Below are 26602 nucleotides of genomic sequence, written 5' to 3'. Positions count from 1 at the left end.
CCCTTACCAGACGTAGGCGAGGACTTCCCCGCCCACACCCTGCTGCTTGGCCTGACGGTCGGTGAGCAGGCCCTTCGACGTGGAGATAATTGCCACGCCCAGACCGCCCAGCACCTTGGGCAGGTTGGTGGATTTCGCGTACACCCGCAGACCCGGCTTCGAGACGCGGCGCACACCCTGCAGGCTGCGCTCCCGGCTCTGGCCGTACTTCAGGTCGACGATCAGGGTCTGGCCGACGGGCGCATCCTCGGTGCGGTAGTCGGCGATGTAGCCCTCACGCTTGAGGATCTCGGCGATGTTCGCCTTGAGCTTCGAGTGCGGAGCCTTCACCTGATCGTGGTACGCCGAGTTGGCGTTGCGCAGACGGGTCAGAAAGTCTGCGATCGGATCAGTCATGGTCATGTGTTGACCGTTACCTTTCTCGCCGCGGTTCCCATACAGCACCGTCACGCGGGGCGGTCGTGGGCCTACGACAATTTCGGCTGGTCCGGCCGACACCTTTGCCGACCGGATTCGGAATGCTGTCACCCGGAGCAACGCGCACGCATATGGGCACGAGGGTGCCCGAGCAACCGGTCTAGTGTAGGCGAGCGGTATGAGCGGGCAAAATCGGGTACCACCGCCTTCTGCCTCAGCGGAAATCGTCGCGGTGATCCGCGGCCCACTGCGCGAATGTGCGGGCCGGTCGGCCGGTGATATCGGCGATCACCGTCGATATCTGCGGCGGTGTAACAGTCCCGGCCCGCCATCCGCCCAGAATCGCCTCCACGCCGACCGGCGGCATGGTTTTTCCCAGTTCGATACGCGCCCGCTCGGGTGAGATCACCTCGAGCGCGATGTCGCGGCCGAGGGCCGCACCTATCTGCTCGACCTGCTCCCGGACCGTCACGGCTTCGGGACCGTAGACGGGATAGGCCCGGCCCTCGTGTCCCGGTTCGGTCAGCGCGGTGACCGCGAGCGATGCCAGATCCTTCTCATGGATCGGAGCGGTCCGCGCCTCCGGATACGGCACCCGGACGACCCCCTCGTCGCGGATCGACGTGCGCCACCACCACAGCGTATTGGTGGCGAACATTCCGGGCCGGATGAAAGTCCAAGGCAGACCGGACTTTTCGATCGCCGATTCGACAGCGAGGTGGTCCCGGGCGATCGGATTGCCGGTATCGGCGTGCAGGACGGCCCCGGAGGACAGCAGCACCACCTGCCGCACACCGGCGGCCTCGGCCGCCGCCACGAACCCGTCGATGCCCGCCGGCTTGGCGTAGAGAAATACCCGCCGGGCCCCGTCCAGTGCGGCGGGGAAGGTTTCGGGGCGTTCCAGATCGGCCGCGACGACCTCCACTTCGGGAGTGAAGGACGCGTCGCCGGGCCGTCTGCTCGTGACGCGAATCTTCTCCCCCGCCGCGATCAGGCCCGCCGCGACGTGCCGGCCGACATTACCTCTGGCTCCGAAAACAACTGTGACCATGTACGCAGCGTAGGTTTGGAACTTACTCGGAGAAAGCTCCTACCTCCAGGTAAGCTCCGCACGTGACGGTCGGTTCTCAGCCAGGACACGATGCCTGGCGCGGTATCAGTGACGCGTTCAACACCGAATGCCCGGCGCGCGAACTCCTCGAGCACATCACCGGGCGGTGGGGAATCCTGATCCTGGCCGCACTGGGCGCGGGCCCCCGGCGCTACTCCGAACTGCACGCGACGATCGGCGGGATCAGCGAGAAGATGCTGTCGCAGACGTTGCGCGCGCTGGTCCGCGACGGACTCGTGGCGCGCACGGTCGAACCGTCCCTGCCTCCGCGGGTCACCTACGACCTCACCCCGCTCGGCCGGGGGCTCACCGAATCGATGCAACCGTTCCTCGACTGGATTCGCGCGCACACCGCCCAGGTCGTCACCGCTCAGCGCCGCTACGACCGGCAGCGCTGATCGGAAGTGGATGGAGCGGCACTACTCGTTCTGGCCGGTGAAGCAGCGCTACTCTTACCCGCCGCAGGACTTCCACCCGCATAGACGCCCAACGCAAGAAAGGGTACGGACTCGCCGGAGTCCGTACCCTTTCTCGATTCGATTGTCGCGCTCAGCGCGGGCGCTGCCTCAGCAGCGCGAGCTCACCAGGAGCTCTTGTGCACGCCCGGCAGCTCACCGCGGTGCGCCATCTCACGGACGCAGACGCGGCACAGGCCGAACTTGCGGTAGACCGCGCGGGGGCGGCCGCAGCGCTGGCAGCGGGTGTAGCCACGAACGGCGAACTTCGGCTTCGCGGCGGCTTTGTTGACGAGAGCTTTCTTAGCCATGTGCTCAGTTCTCCTTGAACGGGAAGCCGAGGTGCTTGAGCAGGGCGCGGCCCTCCTCATCGTTGGTCGCCGTGGTGACGACCGTGATGTCCATACCGCGCGGACGGTCGATGGAGTCCACGTCGATCTCGTGGAACATCGACTGCTCGCTCAGGCCGAACGTGTAGTTGCCGTTGCCGTCGAACTGCTTCGGCGACAGGCCGCGGAAGTCGCGGATGCGGGGCAGCGCGATGGACACCAGGCGGTCCAGGAACTCCCACATGCGGTCGCCACGCAGCGTGACGCGCGCACCGATCGGCATACCCTCACGCAGCTTGAACTGCGCGATGGACTTGCGGGCCTTGCGGATCTCCGGCTTCTGACCGGTGATCAGGGCCAGGTCGTTGACGGCGCCGTTGATCAGCTTGGCGTCGCGGGCGGCGTCACCGACACCCATGTTGACGACGACCTTCACCACGCCCGGAATCTGCATCACGTTGGCGTAGTTGAATTCGTTGTTCAGCGCGTCCTTGATTTCCGCGCGGTAGCGCAGCTTGAGGCGAGGCTGAATGTTCTCTGCGGTGGTCATGCTCAGATGTCCTTCCCGTTGCGACGGGAGATGCGCACCCGCTTGCCGTTCTCGTCGGTGCGGTAACCCACCCGGGTCGGCTTGCCGTCGGAGTCGACAACCATCACGTTGGACACGTGGATGGGCGCCTCCTGGGTCACGATGCCGCCGGAGCTGGCGCCGCGCTGGTTCGCGGAGTTCGCGACGTGCTTCTTGATCCGGTTCACGCCCTCGACCAGGACCTTGTCGGTCGCCGGGTAGGCCTGGATGACCTTGCCCTTGGCGCCCTTGTCCTTACCCGAGACGACGATCACGGTGTCGCCCTTGTGCACCTTCATGTCAGAGCACCTCCGGGGCCAGCGAAACGATCTTCATGAACCGCTTGTCGCGCAGCTCGCGGCCGACGGGGCCGAAGATGCGGGTGCCACGCGGATCGTTGTCCGCCTTGATCAGCACCGCGGCGTTCTCGTCGAACTTGATGTACGAACCATCCGGACGACGACGCTCCTTGACGGTGCGCACGACGACCGCCTTGACGACATCACCCTTCTTGACGTTGCCGCCGGGGATGGCGTCCTTGACGGTGGCGACGATGACGTCGCCGATACCGGCATAGCGACGCGACGACCCGCCGAGCACGCGGATGCACAGAATCTCCTTGGCACCCGTGTTGTCGGCGACGCGCAGTCGCGACTCCTGCTGAATCACTTCAGCTCCTCCTAGACCTGGACGTAATGCACGCCGGATTACCGACCCGACGGGCATGGTCAGTTGCCCTTCGACGGACCTTGACGGCCCGCTCCCGCACAGCAGCGGGGCAGCGCCTGCCAGCGGTTTTGCATGATCGGAAGGATCAACCACTGTGGGTTCGCGGCCGAAGTGCGGGCACAATGCCCGCAGGCAACCGGTCAAGTGTAGCGAAGCCGCAGGTCGCACCCAAATCAGGGTCGAGCCGGGAGTGCGGCGTGGCCACCCCACGCGTGGCGGCCGAACTCAGGCGTTACTCAGCGGGTTCGGTTAGCCTCTCACCGACGCAACCGGCCCGCCTCCGGGTGGAGTCGTCGTGATGAGCGTCGCGCAGGTGCACGATGAAGTCGGGGAGAGGATTTTCTGTGACATCGTCCGGTCGCCAGGTCCGCCTGGGTCGCCGCTCGTTCCTGATCGCCCTCGGCGCGGTGCCGGTGGCCACCGCCCTGGTGGCGTGCAACAGCGACGACGCGAAGCCGAAACCTCTCACCGGTCCCGACCTGTCGGGCGTCGACCCCGCGGTGCGACCGCAGGACGATCTGTACCGCAATATCAACGGCACCTGGCTGCGCACCTACCAGCTGCCGCCGGACAAGGTGTCCTACGGCACCTTCGCCGAGGTGTCCGATCGGGTCGAGGGACAGCTGCGCGAGGTCATCGACGGGATCCACGATCCGAAGGACGGGTCGGAGGGCCAGCAGATCCGCGACCTCTACGACGCGCGGATGGATCTGGACACGCTCGAGAAGCTCGGCACCGCCCCGCTGCAACCGCTGTTCGCCCGGATCGACGGGGCACAGAACCGGGCCGATCTCGCGAAGGTCATGGGCACGCTGCCACTGGGCGGCCTGATCGGGCTGGGCGTGAGCATCGACCGCAAGAATTCGAATGCCTACATCCCGGCGGTGGGACAGTCCGGCCTCGGCATGAGCGAGCAGTATTACCGGAAACCCGAATTCGGGCAATATCTTTCGGCGTATCAGACGTTGCTGCACAAATTGGCGACCGGCGCCGGCCTTCCGGATCCGGACGGTGCGGCCGAACGCACCCTGGACCTGGAGAAGCGCATCGCCGCCGGTTACTGGGACAACGTCCGCACTCGCGACGCCGACGCCACCTACAACCTCATGGCGTGGAACGAGATGACCGCGCTGGCACCGGGTTTCGACTGGGAGCCGTGGCTCGCCGGCAGCACCGACCGGCCCAAGGATCTGTTCACGAAGATGGTCGTCGGCGAACCGTCGTTCGTCACCGCGGCGGGTCAGCTGTGGACCGAGGTGGATATCAATGTCTGGCGGGAATGGCTGAAGCTCAGCCTGTTGCGCAAATACGCCAAGTACATGAACAAGGAACTCTCGGACGCGAATTTCGATTTCCTGAAGGCCACCAGTGGAATCGAGCAGCGGCCGGAGCTGTGGAAGTCGGCGGTCGCGGTGGTCGACGCGAATCTCGGTGAGCAGCTGGGCAAGCTGTACGCGGCGAAATACTTTCCGCCGCAGGCGAAGACACGAGCCAAGGAACTGGTCGACAATCTGCTCGCCGCCTACCGCGACAACTTCCGCAACTCGTCGTGGATGTCGCCGCGGACCCGCGAGGCCGCCATCGCGAAGCTCGACAAGATCACGGTCAAGATCGGGTATCCGGACAAGTGGGTGGACTATTCGAAGCTGAAGGTCACCCGCGGCCAACTGGTCGAATCCCTGCTCGCCATCGAGGCTTTCGAGGCGAAGCGGTCGATGGACAAGCTGGGGACGCCGGTGGACAAGGCCGAATGGGGCATGTCGCCGCAGACCGTCAACGCCTACTACGAGGCCACCTCCAATTCGATCAACTTCCCCGCCGCGATCCTGCAGGCCCCGTTCTTCGACACCGACGCCGAACCGGCGGTGAACTACGGCGCGATCGGCGCGACCATCGGCCACGAGATCGGTCACGGCTTCGACGACCAGGGCTCGAAGTACAACGGCGAGGGCAATCGCGAGGACTGGTGGACCCCGGAGGACCGGGCCGCCTTCGACGCCAAGACCAAACAGTTGATCGATCAGTACAACGCGCTGGTGCCCGAGGGACTGCCGCCCAGCGATCACGTCAACGGTCAGCTGACCGTCGGCGAGAACCTCGCCGACCTGCGCGGACTGATGATCGCGCTGGCCGCCTTCCGCATCGAGGAAGCCAAGAGCGGCCGCAACGCCCCGGACTACACCCCGATGTTCCAGTCCTGGGGCCGCAATTGGCGGGAGAAGCAGACCCAGCAGTCGCTCGAACAGCAGGTCGCCACGGATCCGCACTCCCCCGGCGAATTCCGTTGCAACCAGGTGGTGCGCAACCTGCCGGAGTTCTACACGACCTTCGGCGTCCAGCCGTCGGACAAACTCTTCCTTCCCGAGGATCAGCGCGTCGCTCTGTGAGCCCCGCGCGGCCGGTCAGTGGGTGATCAATCGCCAATCCTCGGGGAGGTTGGCGGCCGTCACCTGCTCGCCGTCCACCGCCAGATCCACCGCGGTACCGCCGAGACGCAGATCGGTGAGTTCTACCCTGCCCCAGCGCGCGGGGACGTGCGGCAGCACGGTCACCGTGCGGTGCGGCACATCCGGTTCGAGTCCGAGGAAGGAACGGACCAGCAGCAACGGCGCGGCACTGGCCCAGGCCTGCGGGGAACACGAGGTCGGGTACGGCACCGGCGCCGAGAACCGAGAACGCTGGAAACCACAGAACAGCTCGGGCAGGCGGCCGCCGAAAGCGGTTGCGGCGTCGAGCAATCCGTTGGACAGCCGGGTGGCCAGTCCGACCGCACCCGGGATGTGACGGTAACGCAGCAGGCCGGCGACGGCGATGGCGGTGTCGTGCGGCCAGACCGAACCGTTGTGATAGCTCATCGGATTGAACGCGCCCATGCCGGAAGACAGTGTGCGCAAACCGAATCCGGAGTCCATCTCGGCGGTCGCCAGATGGTGCACCAACTGTTCGGCATGTTCGTCGGTCACGATGCCCGACCACAGGCAATGCCCGACATTGCTGGTGAGCGCGTCGACGCGGCGTTTGTTGCCGTCCAGAGCGATGGCGTACCAGCCCTTTTCGGGAATCCAGAACGCTTCGGAGAATTTCGTCCGCAGTTCGGCGGCGTGTTCGCGCAGCTTCTCGGCCTTGTCCGACTGCCCGAATTCCTCGGCCAGTTCGGCGCGGGCCAGGATCGCCGCGTAGACGTAGCTCTGCACCTCGCACAGCGCGATCGGCGCCTGGGCGAGATGTCCGGCCGCGTCGTTGATGCCGTCGAAGCTGTCCTTCCAGCCCTGGTTGATCAGGCCGCGGTCGGTCGCGCGCTGATATTCCACGAAGCCGTCGCCGTCGCGGTCGCCGAAATGCGACATCCAGTCCAGGGCCGCGTCGGCCGCCGGCAGCAGCGTCTGCACGGCCTCCGGCGACGCACCCCACCGCCGGGTCTCGGCCAGCAGCATCACGAAAAGCGGTGTGGCATCGACGGTTCCGTAGTACACCTCGCCGCCCAGGGCCAGTCCGCCCGCCGGGCCGCGGCGGATCTCGTGCATGATCCGGCCCGGTTCCTCCTCGGTGAGCGCGTCGACCTGCTGGCCCTGCATTTCGGCCAACTGCTGCATGGTGCCCAGGGCGAGCGAGGAGTCCAGCGGCAGCGCCATCCACGCGGTGAGCAGCGAGTCGCGGCCGAACAGCGTCATGAACCACGGGGCACCGGCGGCGACGAACGTGCGATGGCGGCGTTCCTCGCGAATCTGCAAGGCCCCCAGGTCGCTTTCGGTGCGCTGCAGAATGGCGGTGAGCTGCGGATCTCCGGTGGTGAGCTTGGTGGCGGTGTCACGCCACGCGGCCATCTTGCGGCCCGGTTCGCTGCTGCGATAGTGCTCGCCGGGGCGTAGCGCGACATGCACCCGCTGATTGGCGACCGTCGGCTGGGCCAGGATCTCGGTCTGCCAGCGCCCGGTGGCGGGCACGACGATGCGCCAGGTCAGCGAGCCGGGCAGCACGATCGGCAGTTCCGAGGACGAGACCGCCAGGCCGCGAGCGCGATCGGAGCGGTCGTTGAGCAGCAGTTCGTTGTCGGTGACCAGTATTTCGGCGCGGCCGTGCCCGGCCCGGCCCTCCTTGACGGCGAACAGATCCACGAAGTCGGCGTCGGCGCGCAGTTCCAGCACCACGGCCGTGGGTTCGCGGCCGAGATTCTCCAGGATGACCGTCTCCCGCATCCCGTCGGCGACGAGGCGTTCGCGCACCACCAGCAGACTGGAATCGGCGGCGCCGGACCGCGGCGGCCGCCGCAGGATGAACCGCGCGGTGAAGGCCTCCGGACTGAGCACCGACAGCGGTTCGAGCCGCTGCCCGTCCACCCGCAACTCCCAGCGCGACACCACCCGGGCATCGCGATAGAACAGGCCCTGGGAGGTTCCCGATTCCACATCGCCGACCCGGTCGGACAGGCAGAAGGTGCTGCCCTCGACCAGCGTCACCGAACCGTTCAGCAGGGCGGGTTCGCCGCCGTTGAGAGGTGAGGGCCCGGTCATCGCGCATCACCCCCTCGGGGGTGTCGCGGCGCCGCGGGCGCGGTAGATCGTTTCGTCGACTCGAACATCACCATCGCGAACGGCTCCTCCCTGATCACCGGCGACAACCGATCCGGCTCGAGGTGTGCGTGGGCCTATCCGACAACGTTCGTGCGAGAACGTCTCGATCATCGAGAGTAACCGCTGGACGGTGCTCGGCACGGCCAATCCCCCGACCACGTCGCAAATCCGCGCTGCGGCACAGCAGGGCGAATCGCGGACGGGACTCAGCGCGCGCGATCGCCGACTCCCTCGACCGGCCGTTTGCGCGGCGGTTTGACGTTGACCAGGCTGCGGTCACCGCCGTAGTGGGCCAGCACCCGAGGGTCGATCACCGCGCGCCACAGCGGCGGCACCGCGGCCAGCAGGACCATCCCGGCATAACCCATCGGAAGCTGTGGCGCGTGGTCGACGCTGCGCAGGGTCTGGTAGCGGCGACCCGGATTCGCGTGGTGGTCGCTGTGGCGCTGCAGATGGAACAGGAAGATGTTGGTGACCAGACTGTCGCTGTTCCAACTGTCGCGCGGCGAGCAGCGCCCGAATGTGCCGTCGGCGCGCCGCGCGCGCAGCAGGCCGTAGTGCTCGACATAGTTCACCGTCTCGAGCAGGAGGGCGCCGATCAACGCCTGCAAGGCCAGCCACGGGATCACCCGCGGGCCGAAGTACAGGATCATGGCGCCGAACAGCACGACGCTCATCGACCAGGCCTGCAGCAGATGATTCTCGTAGCTGAACCACCGCTTGCCCCGGCGTGCCAGCCGGTCCCGTTCGAGCCGGAACGCCGAACGGAGCCCGCCGAACATGCTGCGCGGCAGAAACACCCACAGGGACTCGCCGAAGCGGGCGCTGGCCGGGTCCTCCGGCGTCGCGACGCGGGCGTGGTGGCCGCGGTTGTGCTCGACGAAGAAGTGCCCGTACGCGGACTGCGCGAGCGCGATCTTCGACAGCCATCGTTCCAGATGTTCGGACCGGTGGCCCAGTTCGTGCGCGGCATTGATGCCGATGCCGGACACCACCCCGAGTGTGACGGTGAGGCCGAGTTTGTCGACGAACGACAGCGCGGTGTCGGCCCACAGAAAACCGGCGATGAACAGGCCGAAGAATTGCATCGGCAGGAACAGGTAAGTGCACCAACGGTAGTAGCGGTCGTTGGAGAGCGCCTCGTAGTCCTCGTCGTGCGGATTGCTGCCGTCGTTCCCGATCGTCCAGTCCAGCAACGGAATGGCCACGAACACGATGATCGGCCCGATCCACCAGAACACCGGCGATCCGGTGAGGACCACCAGTGGCCCGGGGAGCAGAGCACAAGCCGGTGCGATCAACCCCAGCATCCACAGGTAGCGCTTGGGGTCGCGAGCTCGGGATTGTTCGAAAATCGCCATATTCTTCTCGCTGTCAAGGAGTGACACCAGATCGAGAATGCGGCCGCGCGAAGCGGCGCCGGCCTGGAATATGAAGCGGCGTAGGCCTGAAATATTCAGAGTAGCCGTTCGTGCCAGGCTGTCCAGAGATCGGCGAAAAAGACCTGCCGACGTGCATATACCCCGCAATCACCAGGGTATGACAACGAATTTTCGCCGGGCCGGGTCTTCGCCACGAGACGACGCGACGCCGCCCACCCCGGTCGGCGGGCGGCGTCTGTCGGGCTCGCTACGGCAGGGCGGCGCAGTTACTGGGCGCGGGCAGCCCGGCCAGCCGATCGGTCATCCAGGAATGCGCGGTCGCCAGCGACGGGAAATAGGCCAGGTCGTGAGTGCCCACGACGCCGGTGACAGCGGGCAGCTGCGGATTCGCGTCCAGCTGAACCGGAGTGCCACCGGCGCACCAACCGGCGGCCACGGCACGAACCGGCGGATACGGCGTGCCCTCGTCGTTCGCCGCCGAGGCGATGAGCACCGGCATCGAGGGCGCCATGGTTCCGATGCGCTGCTCGTCGAATGCCGCTTTCAGCGCCGGGGATCGGTCGATGACCGCGGTGAGAGGCTCTCCGCTATTGGTGATTTGGGTGATTCGCCGTATTTGAATGTCCACTGACGCCGCAATGGCGCACTTACCCAGAGCGTCGTTCATCAGTCCTTTACCGGCGTCGTTGATTTCGGCATCGAGAATCGGACGCGTTTCGGGATAGTCGGCGGCGATGCCGTTGAGGGTGAACGGCGCGGAGGATCCGACTCCGTGTTGGCCGTAGTTGTAGCCGATGAAACTCTCCGGGTCGACGATCGGACCGCCGATGTAGGCACCGCGCACGTTCAGTTCGGGCGCGTATTTCGATTGCAGTTCGGCCGCGCCGGCCGAGGCCATGCCGCCCTGGGAGTAGCCGAACAGAATGACCGGCGAGTTCGGATTCAGCCCGGTGCCCGGAAGCTGCAATGCGGCACGCGCGGAGTCGAGTACGGCATACGCCTGCGCTTTCCGGTTCAGGAAGTCGTGCACATCGGGTGTGCCCAGCCCGTGATAATCGGTCAGCACCACGGCCATACCGCGCGCGAGCAGCGACGTCAGCGCGATGACGTCGTATTCGGCGATGAGGTCGTACGGCGGCTGGAACTGGGCCAGCTGCGGCAGCACCTTCGACGGCGCGCACTGATCGCCTTGGCCCTGCGAGCCGACTCCGTATGCGACCAGCGGACGTTCACCCGGGCCGGTCCACGGCAGCGTCGGCTGCAGATAGGTCGCCACCACCGCGGTCGGAGCGTCGTGAGTATCGCTGCTGATGTACATCATTCGCGTCGACGCCGCCGGCACGACACCCGGCCGGCCGGGCGCCGACATCACCAGCGCTGCCGGTTGGGCGCGAAGAATCGCGCCCGGCGGCATCGGCGGTACCGGCGGCGGCATGTAGAAATCATCGGCGGCGACCTCCGCAGCCGGTTGCGGCGACGCGGGTGGCGCGGAGATCGCCGCGCCCGCGATGACGACGAGCGAGCCGAACAGAACTGCGTTCCATCTGCGGATCAAGCCCCTCACGATCGATCCTTCCCTGCGTTTCAGCGGATAGTTGTCGAGCGTCGGGCCGCTACGGCAGCGCGGCGCAATTGCTGGCCGCAGGCGCGGCCGCGAGCCGATCGGTCAGCCACATCTGCGACGCCGCCAACGACGGGAAGAACGCGAGATCGTGGGTGCCGATGACACCGGAAATCGGTGGCAGCTGGGAGTTCGCGTCCATCTGCACCGGCACGCCACGGCTGCACCACGCGGCGGCCACATCTCGGATGGGCGCGAACGGCGCACCCTCGTCGTTCCTCGCCGAGGCGATGAGCACCGGCGCCGACGGCGTGCCGCCACCGATGCGCTGATCGGCGAACGCCTGGCTCAACGCCGGGGACCGGTCGATCACGGCGGTGAGTGGCTGTCCGCTGGAAGTGAATTGGGCCGTCTGCCGCTGCGGATTGTCGATCGATACCGCGATGGCGCATTTGCCCGCGGCATCGCGCAGCAGCGCCTTGCCCGCGTCGTTGAGTTCCGCGTCGATTTCCGGGCCGGTCTCGGGATAGTCGGCGGCGATGCCGTTGAGCGTGAAGCCGACCGCACCGGACAGGCTCGGCTGACCCTCGTTGAAGCCGATGAAATATTCGGGGTCCACCACCGGCCCGCCGATGTACGCGCCACGCATATTCAGCTCGGGCGCATAGCTCGGTTGTAGTTCGGCCGCACCGGCCGAAGCCATACCACCCTGGGAGTAGCCGTACACGATGACCGGCGGCCGGGGCCCCAGGCCGTTGTTCGGCAACTGCTCCGCGGCCCGCGCCGAATCGAGGACCGCATAGGATTGCGCTTTCCGGTTCAGGAAGTCGTGCATTTCCGGGGTGCCGAGCCCGTGGTAATCGGTGACCACGACGGCCATCCCACGCGACAGCAGCGAATACAGCGCCAACACATCGTATTCGGCGATGACGTCGAACGGCGGCTGGTATTGGGCGAGCTGCGGAAGCAATTTCGAGGGCGCGCATTGATCGCCCTGCCCCTGTGTGCCGACGGCGTACGCGACCAGTGGGCGATCGCCGGGGCCGGTCCACGGCAGCGTCGGCTGCAGATACGTGCCCGTCACCGCGGTCGGCGCGTCGTGCGTGTCGTTGCTGAGATACATCATGCGGGTCGAGATCGCCGGGACGACGCCGGGTTGTCCCGGCGCCGAGAACAGCAACGACGCAGGCTGAGCCCGCACGATGGCACCCGGAGGCCCCGCGGGCAACGGCACCGGGGGAATGTAGAAGTCATCGGCGGCGGCCGGCGCCGGCGGCTGCGTCCAGGCATGCGGCGCCGAAACCATTCCGCCCGCGACTGCGATGAGAGCTCCGAACAAGACAGCGGTACAACTGCGAATCCGGCTCCGCACGATTCGTCCTTTCCTGAGCTTCGGGATGCCTATCGGAACGAACAAACGGATCTCGACAGTACCGAAAAAGACGTATCGATCTTCGGGGAATCAGAATGACGGTCGGCGTGTCTCGCTATCGAATGGCTAACGGGTTGTCCGGAGGCGCGAACCGGTCAACTCCGAACGGCCCGCCGATAACCGCGAATGGCCATGGCGCCGAAAACGACGATCAGCCCCGCCGACCACGCGACGGTCTGCAACACCGGAACCAGCAGCGGACCACCGAGGGTGAAGTTGCGCATGGCCTCGATGGCGCAACTCATCGGCTGGGCCCGCACGATCGGCTGCAACCAGCCCGGATAGTTCTGCACCGGTACGAATCCGGAATTGAAGAACATGCCGACCAGCACGACGATCGCGAACAACTGCACCACCTTGTCGCCGGCACTGCTCACCCCGACCGCGACGACCAGCGGCGTGAATCCGGCGATCACGATCACCGGCACCAGCAGGACACCGATCGCTCCGCCCCAGCCCTGCTGGAAACGCAGGCCCAGCGCCATACCGACGGCGACGACCACGATCGTCGCCGCGAAAGCACGGGCGCATTCGGCGACGAGCCGGCCCGACAGTCCGGCCCAGCGGTGCATCGGGAGCACCCAGAACCGGCGCAGCAGACCGCTTTCCCGCTCGGCGTACAACGACATGCCGGTACCCATCGCGCCGTACATGGCTCCGGCCACGGCGATCATCGGCACGAAACCGTAGATCGGGTCGGCCCCGCCGGTGGCGCCGAGGGATTTGTCCAGCACCAGGTCGTACATGAGCAGCAGCAGAATCGGCAGCACCAGCGTGCTGGTGATCACCTCCGGCTGCCGCGACCAGCGCCGCAGCAGGCGTCCGGTCTCGACCAGGGTCTGCGATCCCAGATCGCCGATCCGGGTGCCGAGCACGGGAGAATCGCCCATCACCATCTCGCTCATGCCCGGCGTCCTTCCGCTCGCACCGCCAGAACCGCGGCCACCATCAGCAGCACCGCGATCCAGATCGCGGCCACGCCGAGTTCGGAGGTGTACTCCCCCGTGGCCAGTCCGCGCAGCGCGTCGGTGATCTGGGAGACGGGCTGATTGCGCACGTACGGCTGGATCCAGCCCGGGAAGCCCTGCACCGGAACGAATCCGGTGGAGGTCATCACCAGCAGCAGCTGGGGGCCGAACAAGACGGTGCCGCTGAGTTCACTGTTGCGGGTGATGGTGCCGAGCGCGTCGGTGGCGATCACCAGGGTGGCCCCGAAAGCCAGGACCACCAGCACGAAGACCAGCGCGGAATCCGCGCTGTGGAACCGGAATCCGAAACTCGTGCCGATGACCAGCGCGCCGGCGAAGGCGGCGATGGCACGTACCAGATTCGCCGACATCCGCGCGGTCACCGGAACCCACGGCGGCACCGGCATCGCCCGCAACCGTGTGGCCATGCCGCCGACGACCTCTCGCGCCGCCCGGTCACCGGCGAACATGGAGGTGAAGAACATGGCGAAGACCGCGATCAGCGGAAGCAGGTACTGGGCGTAGTCGATACCGCCGGCTTCCATGGAATGCCGCAGCGGCACGTAGAAGCAGACGAAGAACACCACGGGCGCCGCGAAGGCCAGCACGAGATCGCCTTCGCGCAGGGCGCTGCGAATCATGCGCCCGCTCAGGGCGGACCACTGCAGACCGGCCGGAACCCGGAACAGCTCCGGCGTTTCGGTGGTCGCCGCGGTCATGCCGATATCCCTTCGGCCGGTTTGGTCAGCTGAATGAAGACCTCGTCGAGGGACGGGCGGCGCAGCGCGATGTCGATCAATTCGATTCCCGCGGTGTTGATTCGGTCGAGTGCCTCCGACAGCGTCACCGCGCCGCCGGGCGCCGGCACCGACACCCGGTCCCGCGATTCGGCGATGGTGACCTCGCCCAGGTTCGCCAGCGCGGCGGCCACGGCCGGCACATCCGCGGCGTCGACCGGAACGACCTCGCAGTAGCTGTCGCCGGATCGGGCCTTGAGCTGATCGGCGGTTCCCTCGGCGATCACGGTGCCCTTGTCCACGACGATGATGTTGTCGCTCAACGCATCCGCCTCCTCGAGGTATTGGGTGGTGAGCAGGATCGTCACGCCCTGTTCCTTGAGCGAGCGCACCAGCGCCCACAGGCTCTGGCGGCTGACCGGGTCCAGGCCGGTGGTGGGTTCGTCGAGGAATACGACGCGTGGCGGGCGGACCAAGCCGCAGGCGATGTCGATGCGCCGGCGCATACCGCCGGAGTACTGGCCGACCCGTCGTTCCGCTGCCTCGGTGAGCGCGAACTGTTCGAGCAACTCCTCGGCGCGCTGCGCGGCGGCCTTGCGCCGCATCCCCATCAGCCGGGCGAAGAGCACCAGATTCTCCCGGCCGGTGAGCATTTCGTCGAGCGCCGCGTACTGCCCGGTCAGCATGATCGACGACCGCACCTGCGCGGCCTGGGTGACCACGTCGAAACCGGCCACCCGCGCACGGCCGGCATCGGGCCGGATCAGCGTCGACAACACCGACACCGTGGTGGTCTTACCCGCGCCGTTGGGTCCGAGCACGCCCAGCACACTGCCCGCGGGAGCGCTGAAGCTGATACCTCTCAGCGCGCGCACCGCGCCGAAGGTCTTCTCCACACCGTCGACGACGATCGCGTCGTCCGTATCCGCCGGACCACCCATTGAATTCGACACCATGCTCTCCGTCCGAGCGCCCACCCATTTACTTTGGTAAGGCTAACTTAATCATTCGACGAACTCCACCGCCTCGGCATCAGCCGAGCAGCGCCACCACCTCGTCCAGGGAGGCGCCGCCGAGGATGGCGGTGACGGGCAGATCCCGCCGCAACTCGGCCTCGACCCGCTTGCGGAGATCGAGCGCCTGCAGCGAATCCAGGCCCAGCGCCACCAGCGGAACCGAGCCGTCGACGGCTTCCTCCGGCTCCAGCCCCATCACCACGCGCAGCGCATCGCGCACGGAGTCGGCGACGTCGCGTGACCCGGCCGCGACGTCGGCGGCGGGCACGGGTGCGGCGGCGGGCTCGGCGACCGGTGACACCGGGGCCGGCTCGTCCTCGGGTAGTTCGGCGAACAGCGGCGCGAAACCGAAGACCGAGAACAGGTCTCGGATCCGTCCCCACTGCGCGGCGGCGACCAGCACGTTGGCGGCGCGCGGTGCGAAACCGGCGGCGACCGCCACCGCCGGGTCCATCGGCAGTAGCCCGGTGCCGCTGATGCGAGCCAGCGCCTCGGCGTGGTCGGCGCCGACCGCCCGCCACAGGCCCCACTGCACCGACGAGCATCGGATGCCCTCGGCCCGGTAGTGCGCGGCCTGCGCGTCCAGCATCCGGTTGATCGCCGAATAGACCATGTGCCCGCGCCCGCCCAGCGTGGCCGACAGCGAGGAGCACACCACGACGCGGCCGTCGTCGGTGCGCGGGAAGATACGCACGAGATTGTGCAGCACAACGGATTTGGCGGCCGCCGCCGCGCGGATCGTGGCCGGGTCCGGATCGGCGGCCGCCGCCTCGTAGTCCACGGCGGCGTGCACGATCAGCGTCGCCGGACTCGCGGCGTATTCCGCCGCCAGGGCGCCGAGCGCCTCCGCATCACCGGCGTCGCAGCGCCGCACGACGACCTCGGTGTCGTACCGGGCTCCGATCTCGGCGATGCGCGCCCCGGCGGCGGCCGTACCACCGGATCTGCTGATCAGCGTGATCCGGCCCGCGCCCGCGGCGGCGAACTGCGCACAGAAATCCAGTCCCAGTTTGCCGGTGCCGCCGACGATCACGACCTCGCACAATTCCTCCGCCCGCAACGGCGCATCGCCCGCGGTGTCGTCGAGGATCAGCCGTTTGGCGTAGAAGCCGCCGTCACGCACGGCCAGTTCGGGTTCCGCGGCGATATGGATCGCACCGAGCAGCGCCTTGGCCGCCGCGGCAGCGTCGGCCCCGGCGCCCAGATCGGCATGCCGGAAGGCGACACCCACGTGTTCGGCTGCCAGACAACGGAATCCGGCCTGCACCGCGGCATGGAACGGATCCGGCAGATCGGATTCGACCACCTGCTCGCCGCCGCTGGTCACCAGCCAGATATCGCCGATGCCGTCCAGGTCGTCCAACCAGGCTCGGGCACCGAGGAATTCGGCGACGTCGTGCACGGGCCCGTCCGCCGACGACGGCGGGGCCAGCACCACCACGGTGTCCGGCCGTGTGCCGGAACCCGGCTCCGCGACCGTGGCGCCCTGGCGTGGTGCGGCGGCGCGGACGGCCGCCGCGAGGTCCTCGTTCGCGCCGGCCGGATCGATCACCGCGAAGGTCCGCGGCGGCACCATCGTTCGCCGTTGCAACCGGGTCCAGGTCTCCACCACCCGTTGCGGGGCGACCGTCGAGTCGTCGGAATCGCTGTCGGCGAGCGGCTTGTGCGCGGCGCGTGCGTAATCGAACGGCGCCCACAGCGATTTGGCGCTCATCCGCGTATTGGGGAAGTCGAGCAGCGGCAGTGCCGGCACACCACCGTCGCCGGGTTCGCGCAGCGCCTCCCATCGATAATTCGCGTCGTGCACCGCGACGGTCGCCAGATTGCGGGTGAACTCCCGCAGATCCTCGGCGGTGCGGCGCGAGGTGCCCAGCGCCTGGAATTCCCGCTGTCCGGGGATTTCGCTCAGGTTCTCCTGGATCGCGAGCATCAGCGTGGGATGTTCGGAGATCTCGACGAAGGTGGTCGCACCGGCGGCGGCGGCCTTCTTGACGGCCAGGTCGAACCGCACGCGGTTGCGCAGATTCAGATACCAGTAGTCCACGATCGACAGTCCGGAGTGCAGCCGGTCGCCGAAGGTGGCTCCGAAACACTCGATATCGGCGTCGAGGAATGCGGCATTGTCCATCTCCGAACTCACCGTGCCGGACAGCGGTTCGCGCGCGGTGGCCACGAAGGAGGTGTGCGCGGGATACTGCACCCGGATCTCTTTCGCGAATTTGCCTGCGGCATTGAGGGTTTCGACGATGTCGACCACGGCGGTGCGTTCACCGGAGATCGCGATGATATGCCGGGAATTGATCACCGACAGTTCCACGAAATCGGCCTGCCGGGCGATCAGGTCTTCGCATTCGTCCCGGTCGACGCCGAGCACCGCCATCGAATAGCCGGTCAACTCCATGCTGTCGACGATCTGCGCCCGCGTGGTGACGATCCGCACCGCGTCCCGCAGGGTCTGGGCCCCGCTCACGTAGGCGGCGGCGATCTCCCCCTGCGAATGCCCCACCGTCACACGTGGGGTGACCCCGGCGGCCTGCCACATCGCGGCCACACCGACCATCTGCATGAACAGTGCCGGTTGCACGGTCAGCGCCTTGTCGTCGGCCTGCCGGTCGGCCTCGAGCAGATAGGCGCGCGGCGACCAGCCGTAGAGATCGTGAAAAACCTTGTCGCACTCGTCGACCGCGTCGCGGTAGGCCGAGGAGTGCTCGTAGAGCATCGCGCCCATGCCGGGCCGCTGGCTGCCCTGACCGGGAAAGACGTAGGCCACGCGCTGCGCGCTCGCGGCGCGCTCCGAGCGCACCACCGCCGGATGCGGGTGGCCGTCGGCCACGGCGCGCAGTGCGGCGATCACATCGGTCTGCGCGCCGGCCATGACCAGGGCGCGGTGGCGGCGCGGCGACCGGGTGCGAAACAGCATGTCGGCCACCCGATCCGGCGTCACCTCGGGATGACCGGCGAGGTAGTCCGCGATCGCGGCCGCCTCCGCTCCCAGCAGATCCGGGTTGTCGCTGGACAGCAGGATCGGAATGCTGCCGTCGGGCAGGCGATAGCTAGACATGACTCTCCTCTTCGGCCGGAACGGCCAGCAGCGCATGGGCATTCGTGCCCGAGACGCCGAACGACGACACCGCCGCGTAGCGCACACCGTCGTGCGGCTGCCAGTCCTCGAGCTTCGCGGCCAGCCGCAAGCCGGTGGCGTCCCAATCCACCTCGGCGGTCGGATTGTCGGCGAAGCGGGTCGGCGCGATCTGTCCGTGCAGACCGCTGAGCAGCACCTTGATCAGGCCGAGCATGCCCGCCGCCGCTTGGGCGTGGCCCAGATTCGATTTCACCGAGCCCAGGCGCGCGGAGCCCGAACCGTAGACGCGGTCCAGCGCCTCGAGTTCCAGTGGGTCCCCGACCGCGGTCGCGGTGCCGTGTCCCTCGATCATGCCGACGACCTCGGGCGAAATCCCCGCTGCGGCCACGGTCGCGCGGATCAGCCGCTCCTGCGCACGGCTGCTCGGCACGGCGATCGGCGCCCCCGCGCCGTTGTGATTGACCCGGGTGGCGAGCACCCGGGCATAGATCCGGCGACCGGCCGCGCGGGCCCGCGATTCGCGTTCGAGTACGAGAACGCCCGCGCCCTCGCCCCACAGCGTGCCGTCGGCGGCATCGGAATACGGTTTGCACTGCCCGTCCGCGGCCAGCGCGTTGTTCTTGGAGAATTCGAAGAACGCGGCGGGCGAACCCATCACGCACACGGCTCCGGCCAGCGCCCAGTCGCATTCCCCGGCGCGGATCGCCGCCGCCGCCATATGCACCGCCGACAGTGACGAGGCACAGGCGGTGTCGACCACGATCGACGGGCCGCCGAGACCGAGACAGTTGGAGATCCGCCCCGCGACCGCACCGAGCGCGGCACCGGCCGCGCGGTAGCCGGAGTAGTCGTTGACCTCGGCGCCGTGCGGACCGTATTCGGTCGGTGAGGCGCCCATATAGCAGCCCACCTCGTCACCGTCGACAGCCGCGGGATCGATACCGGCGTTCTCCAGCGCGCGCCAGGCCACCCGCAGCGCCACCCGCTGCTGCGGATCCATCGCGACGGCCTCGCGCGGGGTGATACCGAAGAACATCGGATCGAATTCCGCTGCGCGATCGAGGAATCCGCCGGCGTCGCAGACCGCCGCCCAGCCTTCGTGGCGCGACAGGTTCAGCAGTTCGGCCAGCGGCCAGCCGCGGTCGCGTGGGAACGGCCCGGTCAGATCGCGGGCCTGCGACAGCGCCGCCCAGTACTGTCCGGGCGTCTCGATGCCACCGGGCGCCTCGACGGCGAAGCCGCTGACGACGATCGGATCCGCGTCGCTCATGATGTGGTCTCCATTTCCGCGACCAGCAGCTCCGCGATGCCCTCGACGTGGTCGTGCAGATAGAAGTGGCCACCGTCGAACATCGACACCCGCAGGTGCGATTCGGTGTGCTGCTGCCAGCCGTAGAGGTCGCCCATGGTGACGTAGTCGTCGTCGCTGCCGCCCATCGCCTGGACGGGGGCCTGCACGCGCACGTCCGCCGGGCAGGAATAACGGTCGAAGGCGGCGTAGTCGGCCTTCAGCGCCGGGAGCGCCATCCGCATCAGCTCGCGATTGCCGAGCAGATCGGAGCCGGTGCCCTCCAGCCCGGCCATATGGTCGAGCAGCTGTTCGTCCTCGGTGGGATGGTTCGGCATCTCGGCGACCCGTCCCGGGGGCACCGCACCCGAAACCGCCAGCAATCGCACCGGCACGCCTTCGGATTCGGCGATGCGCACGAATTCGAAGGCCACGATCGACCCCATGCTGTGGCCCAGCACCGTGATCGGCTCGTCGCGATTCCACGGGGAGAGCGCGAATTCGTCGAAGGCGCCCTCGGCGATCTCGGGCAACGTCCGCAACGCGGCCTCGCGAGCCCGGTCCTGGCGCCCGGGGTACTGCAGCACACCGACATCGAAATGTTCGCGCAACTGCTTCGAGAAGGGCCGGTAGGTCGATGCGCCGCCGCCCGCGTGCGGGCAGATGATCAGCGGTGCGCTCGCGCCGCGCGGTGCGTGGAACTGCCGGATCCAACCGGGTGCTGCTGCCATGCTCGTCTGACTCCTCATGTCTGTCACTGCCACATCCGCCGCATCACCAGCAGGCCCTGATCCTCGTCGTCGATCACCGTGGTGTCGGCGACGGCGCGGTCGGGCTGTTCGGCGATGGCGCGCAACGTATTCCGGAAGGCGGTCTCGACGATGCGGGCATCGTCGGCTTCGAAGCTGTCCTCGGCGTAGAACACCACGGCCTGCACGGCGTCGCCGGGCAGCAGGGAATTCGCCGGGAAGATCATCAGCAGCAGGGCGTTGTCGGTGGCGCCGCCGCCCTCGAACGACACCAGCTCCAAACCGCCCTCGCGCAACGACGTTTCCAGCTCGTCGCGGCCCGGCGGATAGGACTGGAAGACGAACATGCTGTCGAACAGCTTGCGCGCCGCCGGACCGGATCCTCCCGCCGCCCGCATCGCCGAGGTGAGCCGGTACTGGTGGTACTCCATCAGTTCCACGCGGTGCCGTTGCATCTCGGCGAGGTGGTCGCGCCAGGTGCGGTCGCCGGCCAGGTCGATCGCGACCGGGATGGTGTTGGCGAAACAGCCGACGGCATGGTCGACGCCGTCGAGATCGGCGGGCCGGCCCGACACCACCTCACCGAACACCGTTGCCTGCTCGCCGGTGACGTACCGCAGCGCGTTGGCCCAGGCGAGCTGGCAGACCAGGCTGAACGTGGTGCCCTGCGCCGCGGCCAGTTCGGTGGCGCGCGCGACCGTGTCGTCGTCGAGGACGAATGTGCGCCCCTCCGGCACACCGCCGCTGTCGGGCGTGCGGGCCGGGGCGACGAGGCACGGTCGCACATCCTCGAGATAGCTCTGCCAGGCCGCCTCGGTGGCCTGCTCCCGATCCCGGGTGAGGCGCAGGAAGCGCGCGAAGGTTTCCGGATCGCCGAGCGGCTGCCCGCCGCGACCGGCGTATTCGGCGAAGATCTCGCGCGGCAGCAGCTGACCCGACCAGCCGTCGGTGAGCAGATGGTGCGAGGTCAGTACCACCATGTGGTGGTCGTCGGGAAGATGCGCCACCGTCACCCGCAGCAGCGGTCCGTCTGTGAGATCGAAATGCTCGGCCTGGTCGGCGCGGAAGAACTCCTGCAACCGCTGGCGCGCGTCGGGCAGGTCCGCGAAGTCGATCTCGCGCACCGGGATTCGCATGTGGTCGGCGACCACCGCGTACGGCTGTCCGGCATGTGATACCGAAATCGATACGCGCAGATTGGGGTAGCGGTTCAGCACGGTGTCGAAGGACGCGGCCAGCAGCGGCAGGTCGAGTGCGCCGCGCACCCCGATCAGCGTCTGCACGTTGTAGACGTCGTTACCCGCGGAGCCGAGCGCGGTGAAGTACAAGCCGGCCTGCAACGGCGCCAGCGGATAGATGTCCACGCAGCCGGGATACAGCGCCTGCCAGCGATCCAGGTCCAGCTGGGTCACCTCGTCGGCGACGACGTCGCTGGGTGTGAGGCGGCGAACGGGGTTGTCGCGCACCGACTTCACGAGTTCACCGAGGCCCTCGGCCCACAGCTGAGCCAGTTCGCCCGCCTCGTCGTCGGACAGTGGTCCCGCCGGGAAGCGGAAGGAGGCATGCAACCGCACGCTGTCACCGTCGGCCAGTGCCACGGTGTTGATGTCCAGCAGGGCGGGGGCCGGCATGGCCGGATCCGCATGACCGCCCATATAGCCGAATTCCGGTGCGGCATCCCAGGTTCGGACCGATTCGCGGTCGGCGGCGCCGGAGGCGGCGAAGCGGCCCATGTAGTTGAAACTCACCTGCGGCGAGGGTGAATCCGCCAGCTCGGCTCGGGTCGCGGGGTTGAGCCGGCTCAGCAGTCCCCAGCCGATTCCCGATTCGGGCACCGCGAGCAGTTGCTCCTTGACCGCTTTCACCGCGGATTCGACCTGCTCGCCCGCATCCGGGATACGCAGCGACACCGGATAGGTGGTGGTGAACCAGCCGACGGTGTTGGCCAGATCGACTCCGCTGAACAGGGTTTCGACCCGGCCGTGCCGTTCCATCGTCACCGCCACCGCCTCCGCGTCCCGGTCGCGACGGCGGCGGAAGCGATGGATCGCCACGGCCAGCGAGGCGACCTGGATGTCGAGGAAGTCGCAGCCGAAAGCCGTGGTGGCCGTGCTCATCAGGAACGCGGTGTCGTCCGCGTCGAGGGTGGCGGTGACCTCGCGGACCGTCGCGACGGTGTCTACGGCCGGGTCCAGGGCGCGGCCGCCGAGCAGCGGATCCACCGCCTCGGCGGCCGCGCGCCAGTACGGCAGCGTCGCGAGGACGGCGTCGCTGTTCGCCACGTGCACCAGGCTGGTGTTCCAGGTCTTGACCGAGGTCCCCGGTTGCGGTTCGACCGTCGCGGCCGCGACGCCCCACAGGCCGCGCAGATCGTCGTGCAGAACCCGCCAGGACACACCGTCGACCACCAGGTGGTGCACGACCAGCAGCAGCCGCCCCTGCGTGCCGTCGGCGGAGTGCACCCAGGCGGCGGCGAGCATGCGGCCCGCGGCGGGGTCCAGCCGCGCGCTCAACTCGGCCAACTGCTCGTTCAGGCGCGCACCCGCGGTGCGGTCCCAGCTCTCGTCGCCGATCACGATCTCCGCGACGGCGGGCGCGGCGGTCGGCTCGTCCGGTTCCGGCACGTAATATGCCGTGGCGCCCTGGGGATCGGTGCCGAGCCGGGCACGCAGCATCGGATGGCGTGCGGCCAGCGCCGAGACCACCTCGGCGATCTGTTCGCGAGTGCTGTGCGCGGGCGCCACGACCGCGGTGGCCTGGGTGTAGGCGTGGTAGTCGCCGGATTGTTCGGTGAGCAGGGCCGCGATGGGATTGAGCGGGATCCAGCCGGCCGGGCTCTCCGCCTCGACCAGGGCCGGGCCGCTGCTCTCGACGATCGGCTCGCACGCCGCGGCGATGCGGGCGATCGTGCGCGCGTCGAACAGGGCGCTGGTGGTGATCAGCAATCCGTACTTCTTCAGCGCCGACGCCATCCGGATCGCGCTGATGGAATCGCCGCCCAGGGCCAGGAAGTCGTCGTCGGCGGCCAGCGCGGTGGAATCGCCGAGGTGCAGCACCGCGCGCACCACCTCCGCGACCGCGGCTTCGGCGCCCGCGCGCAGTTGCCGGCCGTGGCCGGTGCTGCCACCGAGATCCGGCTGCGGCAGTGCCCGGCGGTCGAGTTTGCCGTTGGCGGTCAGCGGCAGTGCCGCCAGTTTCACCAGTGCCGTGGGGATCATGTATTCCGGCAGGCGTTGCGCCAGTGCGGCTTTGATGCGCTCGGTGTTCTCGGCGTCGCCGCCGGTGGCGAATTCCGAATTCGCTTCGGGCACATAGTAGGCCACCAGCGCCAGGTCGTGGCTCTGCGCACTCTGCGGCACGGTGATCGCCACGGCGGAGGCGATGCCGGGTACGCGGCGCAGCACGGTGCCGATCTCACCGAGTTCGATGCGATGCCCGCGTACCTTGACCTGATCGTCGACCCGGCCCAGATATTCCATGCGGCCCTGCGAATTCCAGCGCACGATATCGCCGGTGCGATACATCCGGGCACCGGGATCACCGGCGAACGGGCACGCCACGAAGGCTCCGGCGGTCAGATCGGGGCGGCGGTGGTAGCCCTGCGCGAGCTGCACGCCGCCGAGGTAGAGCTCACCGATCACGCCGGGCGGGACCTGCCGCAACCGCTCGTCCAGCACGTACACCGACGAATTCCATTCGGGCAGGCCGATGAGCGCCGGTTCGAGCGCAGTGCCGGCCGTGGCTTCGGTATTCGTACGGCCGGCGAAGTCCTCGTGCATGAGGTCCATCGAGCCCTCGGTGGGGCCGTAGAGGCCGAGCACCGTGCCACCGAAGAACCGGCTCGATTCCTCGACCAGAGCGGGTGGTACCGCCTCGCCGCCCAGGTACACGTAGCGCATGGACTGCAGCCGCGCCGGATCCGGTCCGGCGTCGATGAAGGCGCGAACCACGCTGGGCACCAACGAGATCTGTGTGATGCGATGCCGGTGGATGATCTCGGCGAGGGCCTCCACGTCGGCCTGCCACCACTGCGGCGGCGGCAGCACCGTCGCCGATCCGGTGCACAGCGCGTTCACCAGCTCGAAGACCGAGACGTCGAAGCCGATCGGCGCCTTCTGCAGGATGCGCTCCGCGCCGAAGCCGAGATAGTCGCGCATCCACTGCACGTGGTTGGCGATGCCGCGGTGATGGATCACGACACCTTTGGGGCGGCCGGTGGTGCCGGAGGTGTAGAGCAGATAGGCGGGATCGAGCGGATGCAGCGGCCGCGGCAGTGCGGCCGGCGACAGCTCCGAGCCGTCGAGTGCGGACAGGCGTTCGATCACGTGCGGGTCCACGAGATCGACTGTGGGAAACGCGGTCTCGACGCTCAGCGCCTTGTCGGCAGAGGTCAGCAGCAGCGCCGGTTCGGCATCGCCGAGCATGTACTCGATGCGGTCGATCGGGTAGCTGGGGTCGATCGGGAAATACACCGCGCCGACGCGCAGCACCGCAGCGAACGCGATCGGCAGCCGTTCACTGCGTTCGGCGTAGACACCGACGCGATCGCCGGGCCGCACCCCGTCTTCCAGCAGCAACCGCGCGAGCCGGTTCACCCGGGTATCGAATTCGCGGTAGCTCAGCTCGATGTCACCGAACACCACGGCCGTGCGGTCCGGGTAGGTGCGCGCGGAGGCGCGGATCATCGCGTCGGCGGTCTCCGCCTCGATCGGCACCGCGGCGCCGTGCGACCACTGTGCCAGCGCCGCGCGGTCGGTCGGCGACAGCGTGGCCAGCTCCGATACCCGCCGGTCGGCGGTCGCGGCGGCGAGCACCAGGTCGATGTACTCGTGCAGGCGATCGATCGTGACGGCGTCGAAAAGGTCGGTGCGATAGGTGATCTGGACGTCGGTCCGATCACCGTGCATGAATGTCTCCACCACCAGCGGCAGCAGGGCGGCGCCGTTGTCCATCAGCTCCCAGCTGGTGGTGACGCCCGGCAGCTGGGGGCCGTCGATCTTCTGGTGCAGGAACAGCACCATCGTGTCGAACAGGTTCGAGCCGACGTTGCCGGTCGCGGCGTTCACCGCGCGGACGATGCCTTCCTGCGGAAAATGCTTGTGCCCGAACGCGTCGGTGATCACGCCGCGCACCTGTTCGACCAGCTCGGCGAAGCGCTGATCGTCACGGCCGGCGATGTGCAGCGGGAGCATATTGCTGAGATTGCCGATCAGCAGCTCCATCCCGGACTCTTCCCGGTTGGCCACGGTGGTGCCGATGACCATGTCGCCGCGCCCGGTCATCTCCCGCAGCGCGACGTAGTAGGCGGCGAGGAATACCGAGAACGGGGTGGTGCGCAGTTCGGCGGTGAGGCGGCGCAGCGCGGTGTCGGCGGCCGCACTCAGCGGGCGATCGCAGCGGGCGCCGCGTTCGGTGGCCGCCACGGGGCGGCGATCGTAGGGCAGTTGCAGCTCCGGAAGTTCCCCGTCGAAGCGGCTCTGCCAGAAGCGAATATCCTCGGCATGATCCTCGGCCGCGAACCGGTCGGCCTCCCATTCGGCGAAATCGGCGACCTGCAACCGCAGCGGCTCCACCGTGACCGGGCCGGTGAGGGCCTGCCGGTAGAAGTTCTCCACGTCCCGGGAGAGGGCCGGCAGCGTCATCCCGTCCCACGCGATGTGCTGAATCACCACCACCGCGACCAGTTCAACGGCCGACATCCGGACGAAGGTCACCCGCAGCGAGGATTCCGCGGTCAGATCGAAGGTTTCGCGGGCCGCCGCCTCGGTCAGCTCGCGCAACCGCCGCCGGGCCTGTTCCCCGGCGAGACCGGACAGATCCTCCTCCATCAGCCGGGGCGGCAGGTCGGCGTGGATCCGCTGATAGGGCTCACCGTCCGCATCGGTGTGATAGGTGGTGCGCAGCACCTCGTGCCGCTCGGCGAGCGCGGCGAAGGCCGCGCGCAGCGCGCCCGCATCGATCGGCTCGGCGTCCGCCGCGCCCTCGAAGGTCAGCGCCAGGCACAGGTTGTAGGCGGAGCTGCCGGGCGAGATCTGCTGATGCGCCCACACGTAACGCTGCCCGAACGACAACGGCGCCCGCTGCGGATTCCGGCGTACCGGCACGGCCGCGGCGGTGGCCAAACCTTCCTCGGCGAGCCGAGCCGCCATCGCTACCTGCAGGTCTTCCAGCGAACGCATCTGACGAACCAATCTGTCTACAACGAAA

General features: G+C 68.0%; 19 protein-coding genes. 2 read left to right on the top strand and 17 right to left on the bottom strand.

Going from position 1 to position 26602, the window contains the following annotated elements:
* Nucleotides 1-3 precede the first annotated feature (3 nt).
* Entirely contained in the window at nt 4-402 is a 399-nt protein-coding gene (gene rpsH / locus ON23_RS04225) for a 30S ribosomal protein S8 (RefSeq protein ID WP_030513400.1), read from the bottom strand.
* Between the two features lie 229 nt (nt 403-631).
* Nucleotides 632-1468 (bottom strand): NAD(P)H-binding protein, encoded by an 837-nt coding sequence (locus ON23_RS04220; protein WP_039776500.1) that lies wholly within the window; start codon nt 1466-1468, stop codon nt 632-634.
* Nucleotides 1469-1530: 62 nt separating this feature from the next.
* Here ON23_RS04220 and ON23_RS04215 point away from each other — a divergent pair, with 62 nt between their 5' ends.
* The gene (locus ON23_RS04215; protein WP_039776499.1) at nt 1531-1926 is read left to right on the top strand and encodes a winged helix-turn-helix transcriptional regulator; all 396 of its coding nucleotides are present in this window, start codon (nt 1531-1533) and stop codon (nt 1924-1926) included.
* Between the two features lie 182 nt (nt 1927-2108).
* Here the strand turns inward: ON23_RS04215 and ON23_RS04210 are convergent, their stop codons facing one another.
* Genes ON23_RS04210 through rplN form a run of 4 tightly spaced genes read right to left on the bottom strand, consistent with a single transcriptional unit; the run spans nt 2109 to nt 3549 of the window.
* Complete coding sequence (locus ON23_RS04210; RefSeq protein ID WP_025347225.1) at nt 2109-2294, bottom strand: type Z 30S ribosomal protein S14; 186 nt, start codon at nt 2292-2294, stop codon at nt 2109-2111.
* 4 nt (nt 2295-2298) lie between these two features.
* Complete coding sequence (gene rplE, locus ON23_RS04205; RefSeq protein WP_036498214.1) at nt 2299-2862, bottom strand: 50S ribosomal protein L5; 564 nt, start codon at nt 2860-2862, stop codon at nt 2299-2301.
* 2 nt (nt 2863-2864) lie between these two features.
* Nucleotides 2865-3179 (bottom strand): 50S ribosomal protein L24, encoded by a 315-nt coding sequence (rplX, locus tag ON23_RS04200; protein WP_036498213.1) that lies wholly within the window; start codon nt 3177-3179, stop codon nt 2865-2867.
* 1 nt (nt 3180) lies between these two features.
* Entirely contained in the window at nt 3181-3549 is a 369-nt protein-coding gene (rplN, locus tag ON23_RS04195) for a 50S ribosomal protein L14 (protein ID WP_030513395.1), read from the bottom strand.
* A gap of 404 nt (nt 3550-3953) precedes the next feature.
* On the opposite strand from rplN, the gene ON23_RS04190 reads away from it, so the two are divergent.
* Nucleotides 3954-5996, top strand: a complete 2043-nt coding sequence (locus ON23_RS04190; RefSeq protein WP_306307100.1) for a M13 family metallopeptidase — start codon at nt 3954-3956, stop codon at nt 5994-5996.
* Nucleotides 5997-6011: 15 nt separating this feature from the next.
* Here ON23_RS04190 and ON23_RS04185 read toward each other — a convergent pair whose 3' ends face one another.
* The 11 genes from ON23_RS04185 to ON23_RS04135 all read right to left on the bottom strand — a co-directional run bounded on the left by ON23_RS04185 (nt 6012) and on the right by ON23_RS04135 (nt 26574).
* Nucleotides 6012-8120 carry an amylo-alpha-1,6-glucosidase gene (locus ON23_RS04185; RefSeq protein ID WP_039776497.1) on the bottom strand — a complete coding sequence of 703 codons (2109 nt, stop codon included), beginning with the start codon at nt 8118-8120 and terminating at the stop codon, nt 6012-6014.
* Between the two features lie 266 nt (nt 8121-8386).
* Nucleotides 8387-9541: an alkane 1-monooxygenase gene (locus tag ON23_RS04180; protein ID WP_039776496.1), complete on the bottom strand. Its 1155-nt coding sequence runs from the start codon at nt 9539-9541 to the stop codon at nt 8387-8389.
* Nucleotides 9542-9809: 268 nt separating this feature from the next.
* Complete coding sequence (locus tag ON23_RS04175) at nt 9810-11126, bottom strand: lipase family protein (protein ID WP_157170156.1); 1317 nt, start codon at nt 11124-11126, stop codon at nt 9810-9812.
* Nucleotides 11127-11175: 49 nt separating this feature from the next.
* Nucleotides 11176-12357: a lipase family protein gene (locus ON23_RS04170; protein ID WP_157170155.1), complete on the bottom strand. Its 1182-nt coding sequence runs from the start codon at nt 12355-12357 to the stop codon at nt 11176-11178.
* Nucleotides 12358-12650: 293 nt separating this feature from the next.
* Nucleotides 12651-13460 carry an ABC transporter permease gene (locus tag ON23_RS04165; protein ID WP_244970183.1) on the bottom strand — a complete coding sequence of 270 codons (810 nt, stop codon included), beginning with the start codon at nt 13458-13460 and terminating at the stop codon, nt 12651-12653.
* The gene (locus ON23_RS04160) at nt 13457-14242 is read right to left on the bottom strand and encodes an ABC transporter permease (RefSeq protein WP_039776493.1); all 786 of its coding nucleotides are present in this window, start codon (nt 14240-14242) and stop codon (nt 13457-13459) included. The genes ON23_RS04165 and ON23_RS04160 overlap by 4 nt, the downstream gene beginning before the upstream one ends.
* Nucleotides 14239-15216, bottom strand: a complete 978-nt coding sequence (locus tag ON23_RS04155) for an ATP-binding cassette domain-containing protein (protein WP_244970184.1) — start codon at nt 15214-15216, stop codon at nt 14239-14241. The genes ON23_RS04160 and ON23_RS04155 overlap by 4 nt, the downstream gene beginning before the upstream one ends.
* Before the next feature lie 76 nt (nt 15217-15292).
* On the bottom strand, nt 15293-18337 hold the full coding sequence (gene nbtC / locus ON23_RS04150; protein WP_039776490.1) for a nocobactin polyketide synthase NbtC: 3045 nt from the start codon (nt 18335-18337) through the stop codon (nt 15293-15295).
* Entirely contained in the window at nt 18330-19628 is a 1299-nt protein-coding gene (locus tag ON23_RS04145; RefSeq protein ID WP_039776488.1) for a beta-ketoacyl [acyl carrier protein] synthase domain-containing protein, read from the bottom strand. The genes nbtC and ON23_RS04145 overlap by 8 nt, the downstream gene beginning before the upstream one ends.
* The gene (locus tag ON23_RS04140) at nt 19625-20377 is read right to left on the bottom strand and encodes a thioesterase II family protein (protein ID WP_039776487.1); all 753 of its coding nucleotides are present in this window, start codon (nt 20375-20377) and stop codon (nt 19625-19627) included. The genes ON23_RS04145 and ON23_RS04140 overlap by 4 nt, the downstream gene beginning before the upstream one ends.
* Nucleotides 20378-20400: 23 nt before the next feature.
* The gene (locus ON23_RS04135) at nt 20401-26574 is read right to left on the bottom strand and encodes a non-ribosomal peptide synthetase (RefSeq protein ID WP_039776486.1); all 6174 of its coding nucleotides are present in this window, start codon (nt 26572-26574) and stop codon (nt 20401-20403) included.
* Nucleotides 26575-26602: the final 28 nt, after the last annotated feature.

Source organism: Nocardia cerradoensis NBRC 101014, assembly GCF_000308535.1.
GTDB lineage: Bacteria > Actinomycetota > Actinomycetes > Mycobacteriales > Mycobacteriaceae > Nocardia > Nocardia cerradoensis.
The sequence above is the reverse complement of the archived record's forward strand: the minus strand, read 5'-3'. Positions and strand labels throughout refer to the sequence as shown.

What these genes read in the sequence shown, in the direction of transcription:
- rpsH (WP_030513400.1), bottom strand. Translation starts at nt 402, where the DNA reads ATGACCATGACTGATCCGATCGCAGACTTTCTGACCCGTCTGCGCAAC.
- ON23_RS04220 (WP_039776500.1), bottom strand. Translation starts at nt 1,468, where the DNA reads ATGGTCACAGTTGTTTTCGGAGCCAGAGGTAATGTCGGCCGGCACGTC.
- ON23_RS04210 (WP_025347225.1), bottom strand. Translation starts at nt 2,294, where the DNA reads ATGGCTAAGAAAGCTCTCGTCAACAAAGCCGCCGCGAAGCCGAAGTTC.
- rplE (WP_036498214.1), bottom strand. Translation starts at nt 2,862, where the DNA reads ATGACCACCGCAGAGAACATTCAGCCTCGCCTCAAGCTGCGCTACCGC.
- rplX (WP_036498213.1), bottom strand. Translation starts at nt 3,179, where the DNA reads ATGAAGGTGCACAAGGGCGACACCGTGATCGTCGTCTCGGGTAAGGAC.
- ON23_RS04185 (WP_039776497.1), bottom strand. Translation starts at nt 8,120, where the DNA reads ATGACCGGGCCCTCACCTCTCAACGGCGGCGAACCCGCCCTGCTGAAC.
- ON23_RS04180 (WP_039776496.1), bottom strand. Translation starts at nt 9,541, where the DNA reads ATGGCGATTTTCGAACAATCCCGAGCTCGCGACCCCAAGCGCTACCTG.
- ON23_RS04165 (WP_244970183.1), bottom strand. Translation starts at nt 13,460, where the DNA reads ATGAGCGAGATGGTGATGGGCGATTCTCCCGTGCTCGGCACCCGGATC.
- ON23_RS04160 (WP_039776493.1), bottom strand. Translation starts at nt 14,242, where the DNA reads ATGACCGCGGCGACCACCGAAACGCCGGAGCTGTTCCGGGTTCCGGCC.
- ON23_RS04155 (WP_244970184.1), bottom strand. Translation starts at nt 15,216, where the DNA reads ATGGTGTCGAATTCAATGGGTGGTCCGGCGGATACGGACGACGCGATC.
- nbtC (WP_039776490.1), bottom strand. Translation starts at nt 18,337, where the DNA reads ATGTCTAGCTATCGCCTGCCCGACGGCAGCATTCCGATCCTGCTGTCC.
- ON23_RS04145 (WP_039776488.1), bottom strand. Translation starts at nt 19,628, where the DNA reads ATGAGCGACGCGGATCCGATCGTCGTCAGCGGCTTCGCCGTCGAGGCG.
- ON23_RS04140 (WP_039776487.1), bottom strand. Translation starts at nt 20,377, where the DNA reads ATGGCAGCAGCACCCGGTTGGATCCGGCAGTTCCACGCACCGCGCGGC.
- ON23_RS04135 (WP_039776486.1), bottom strand. Translation starts at nt 26,574, where the DNA reads ATGCGTTCGCTGGAAGACCTGCAGGTAGCGATGGCGGCTCGGCTCGCC.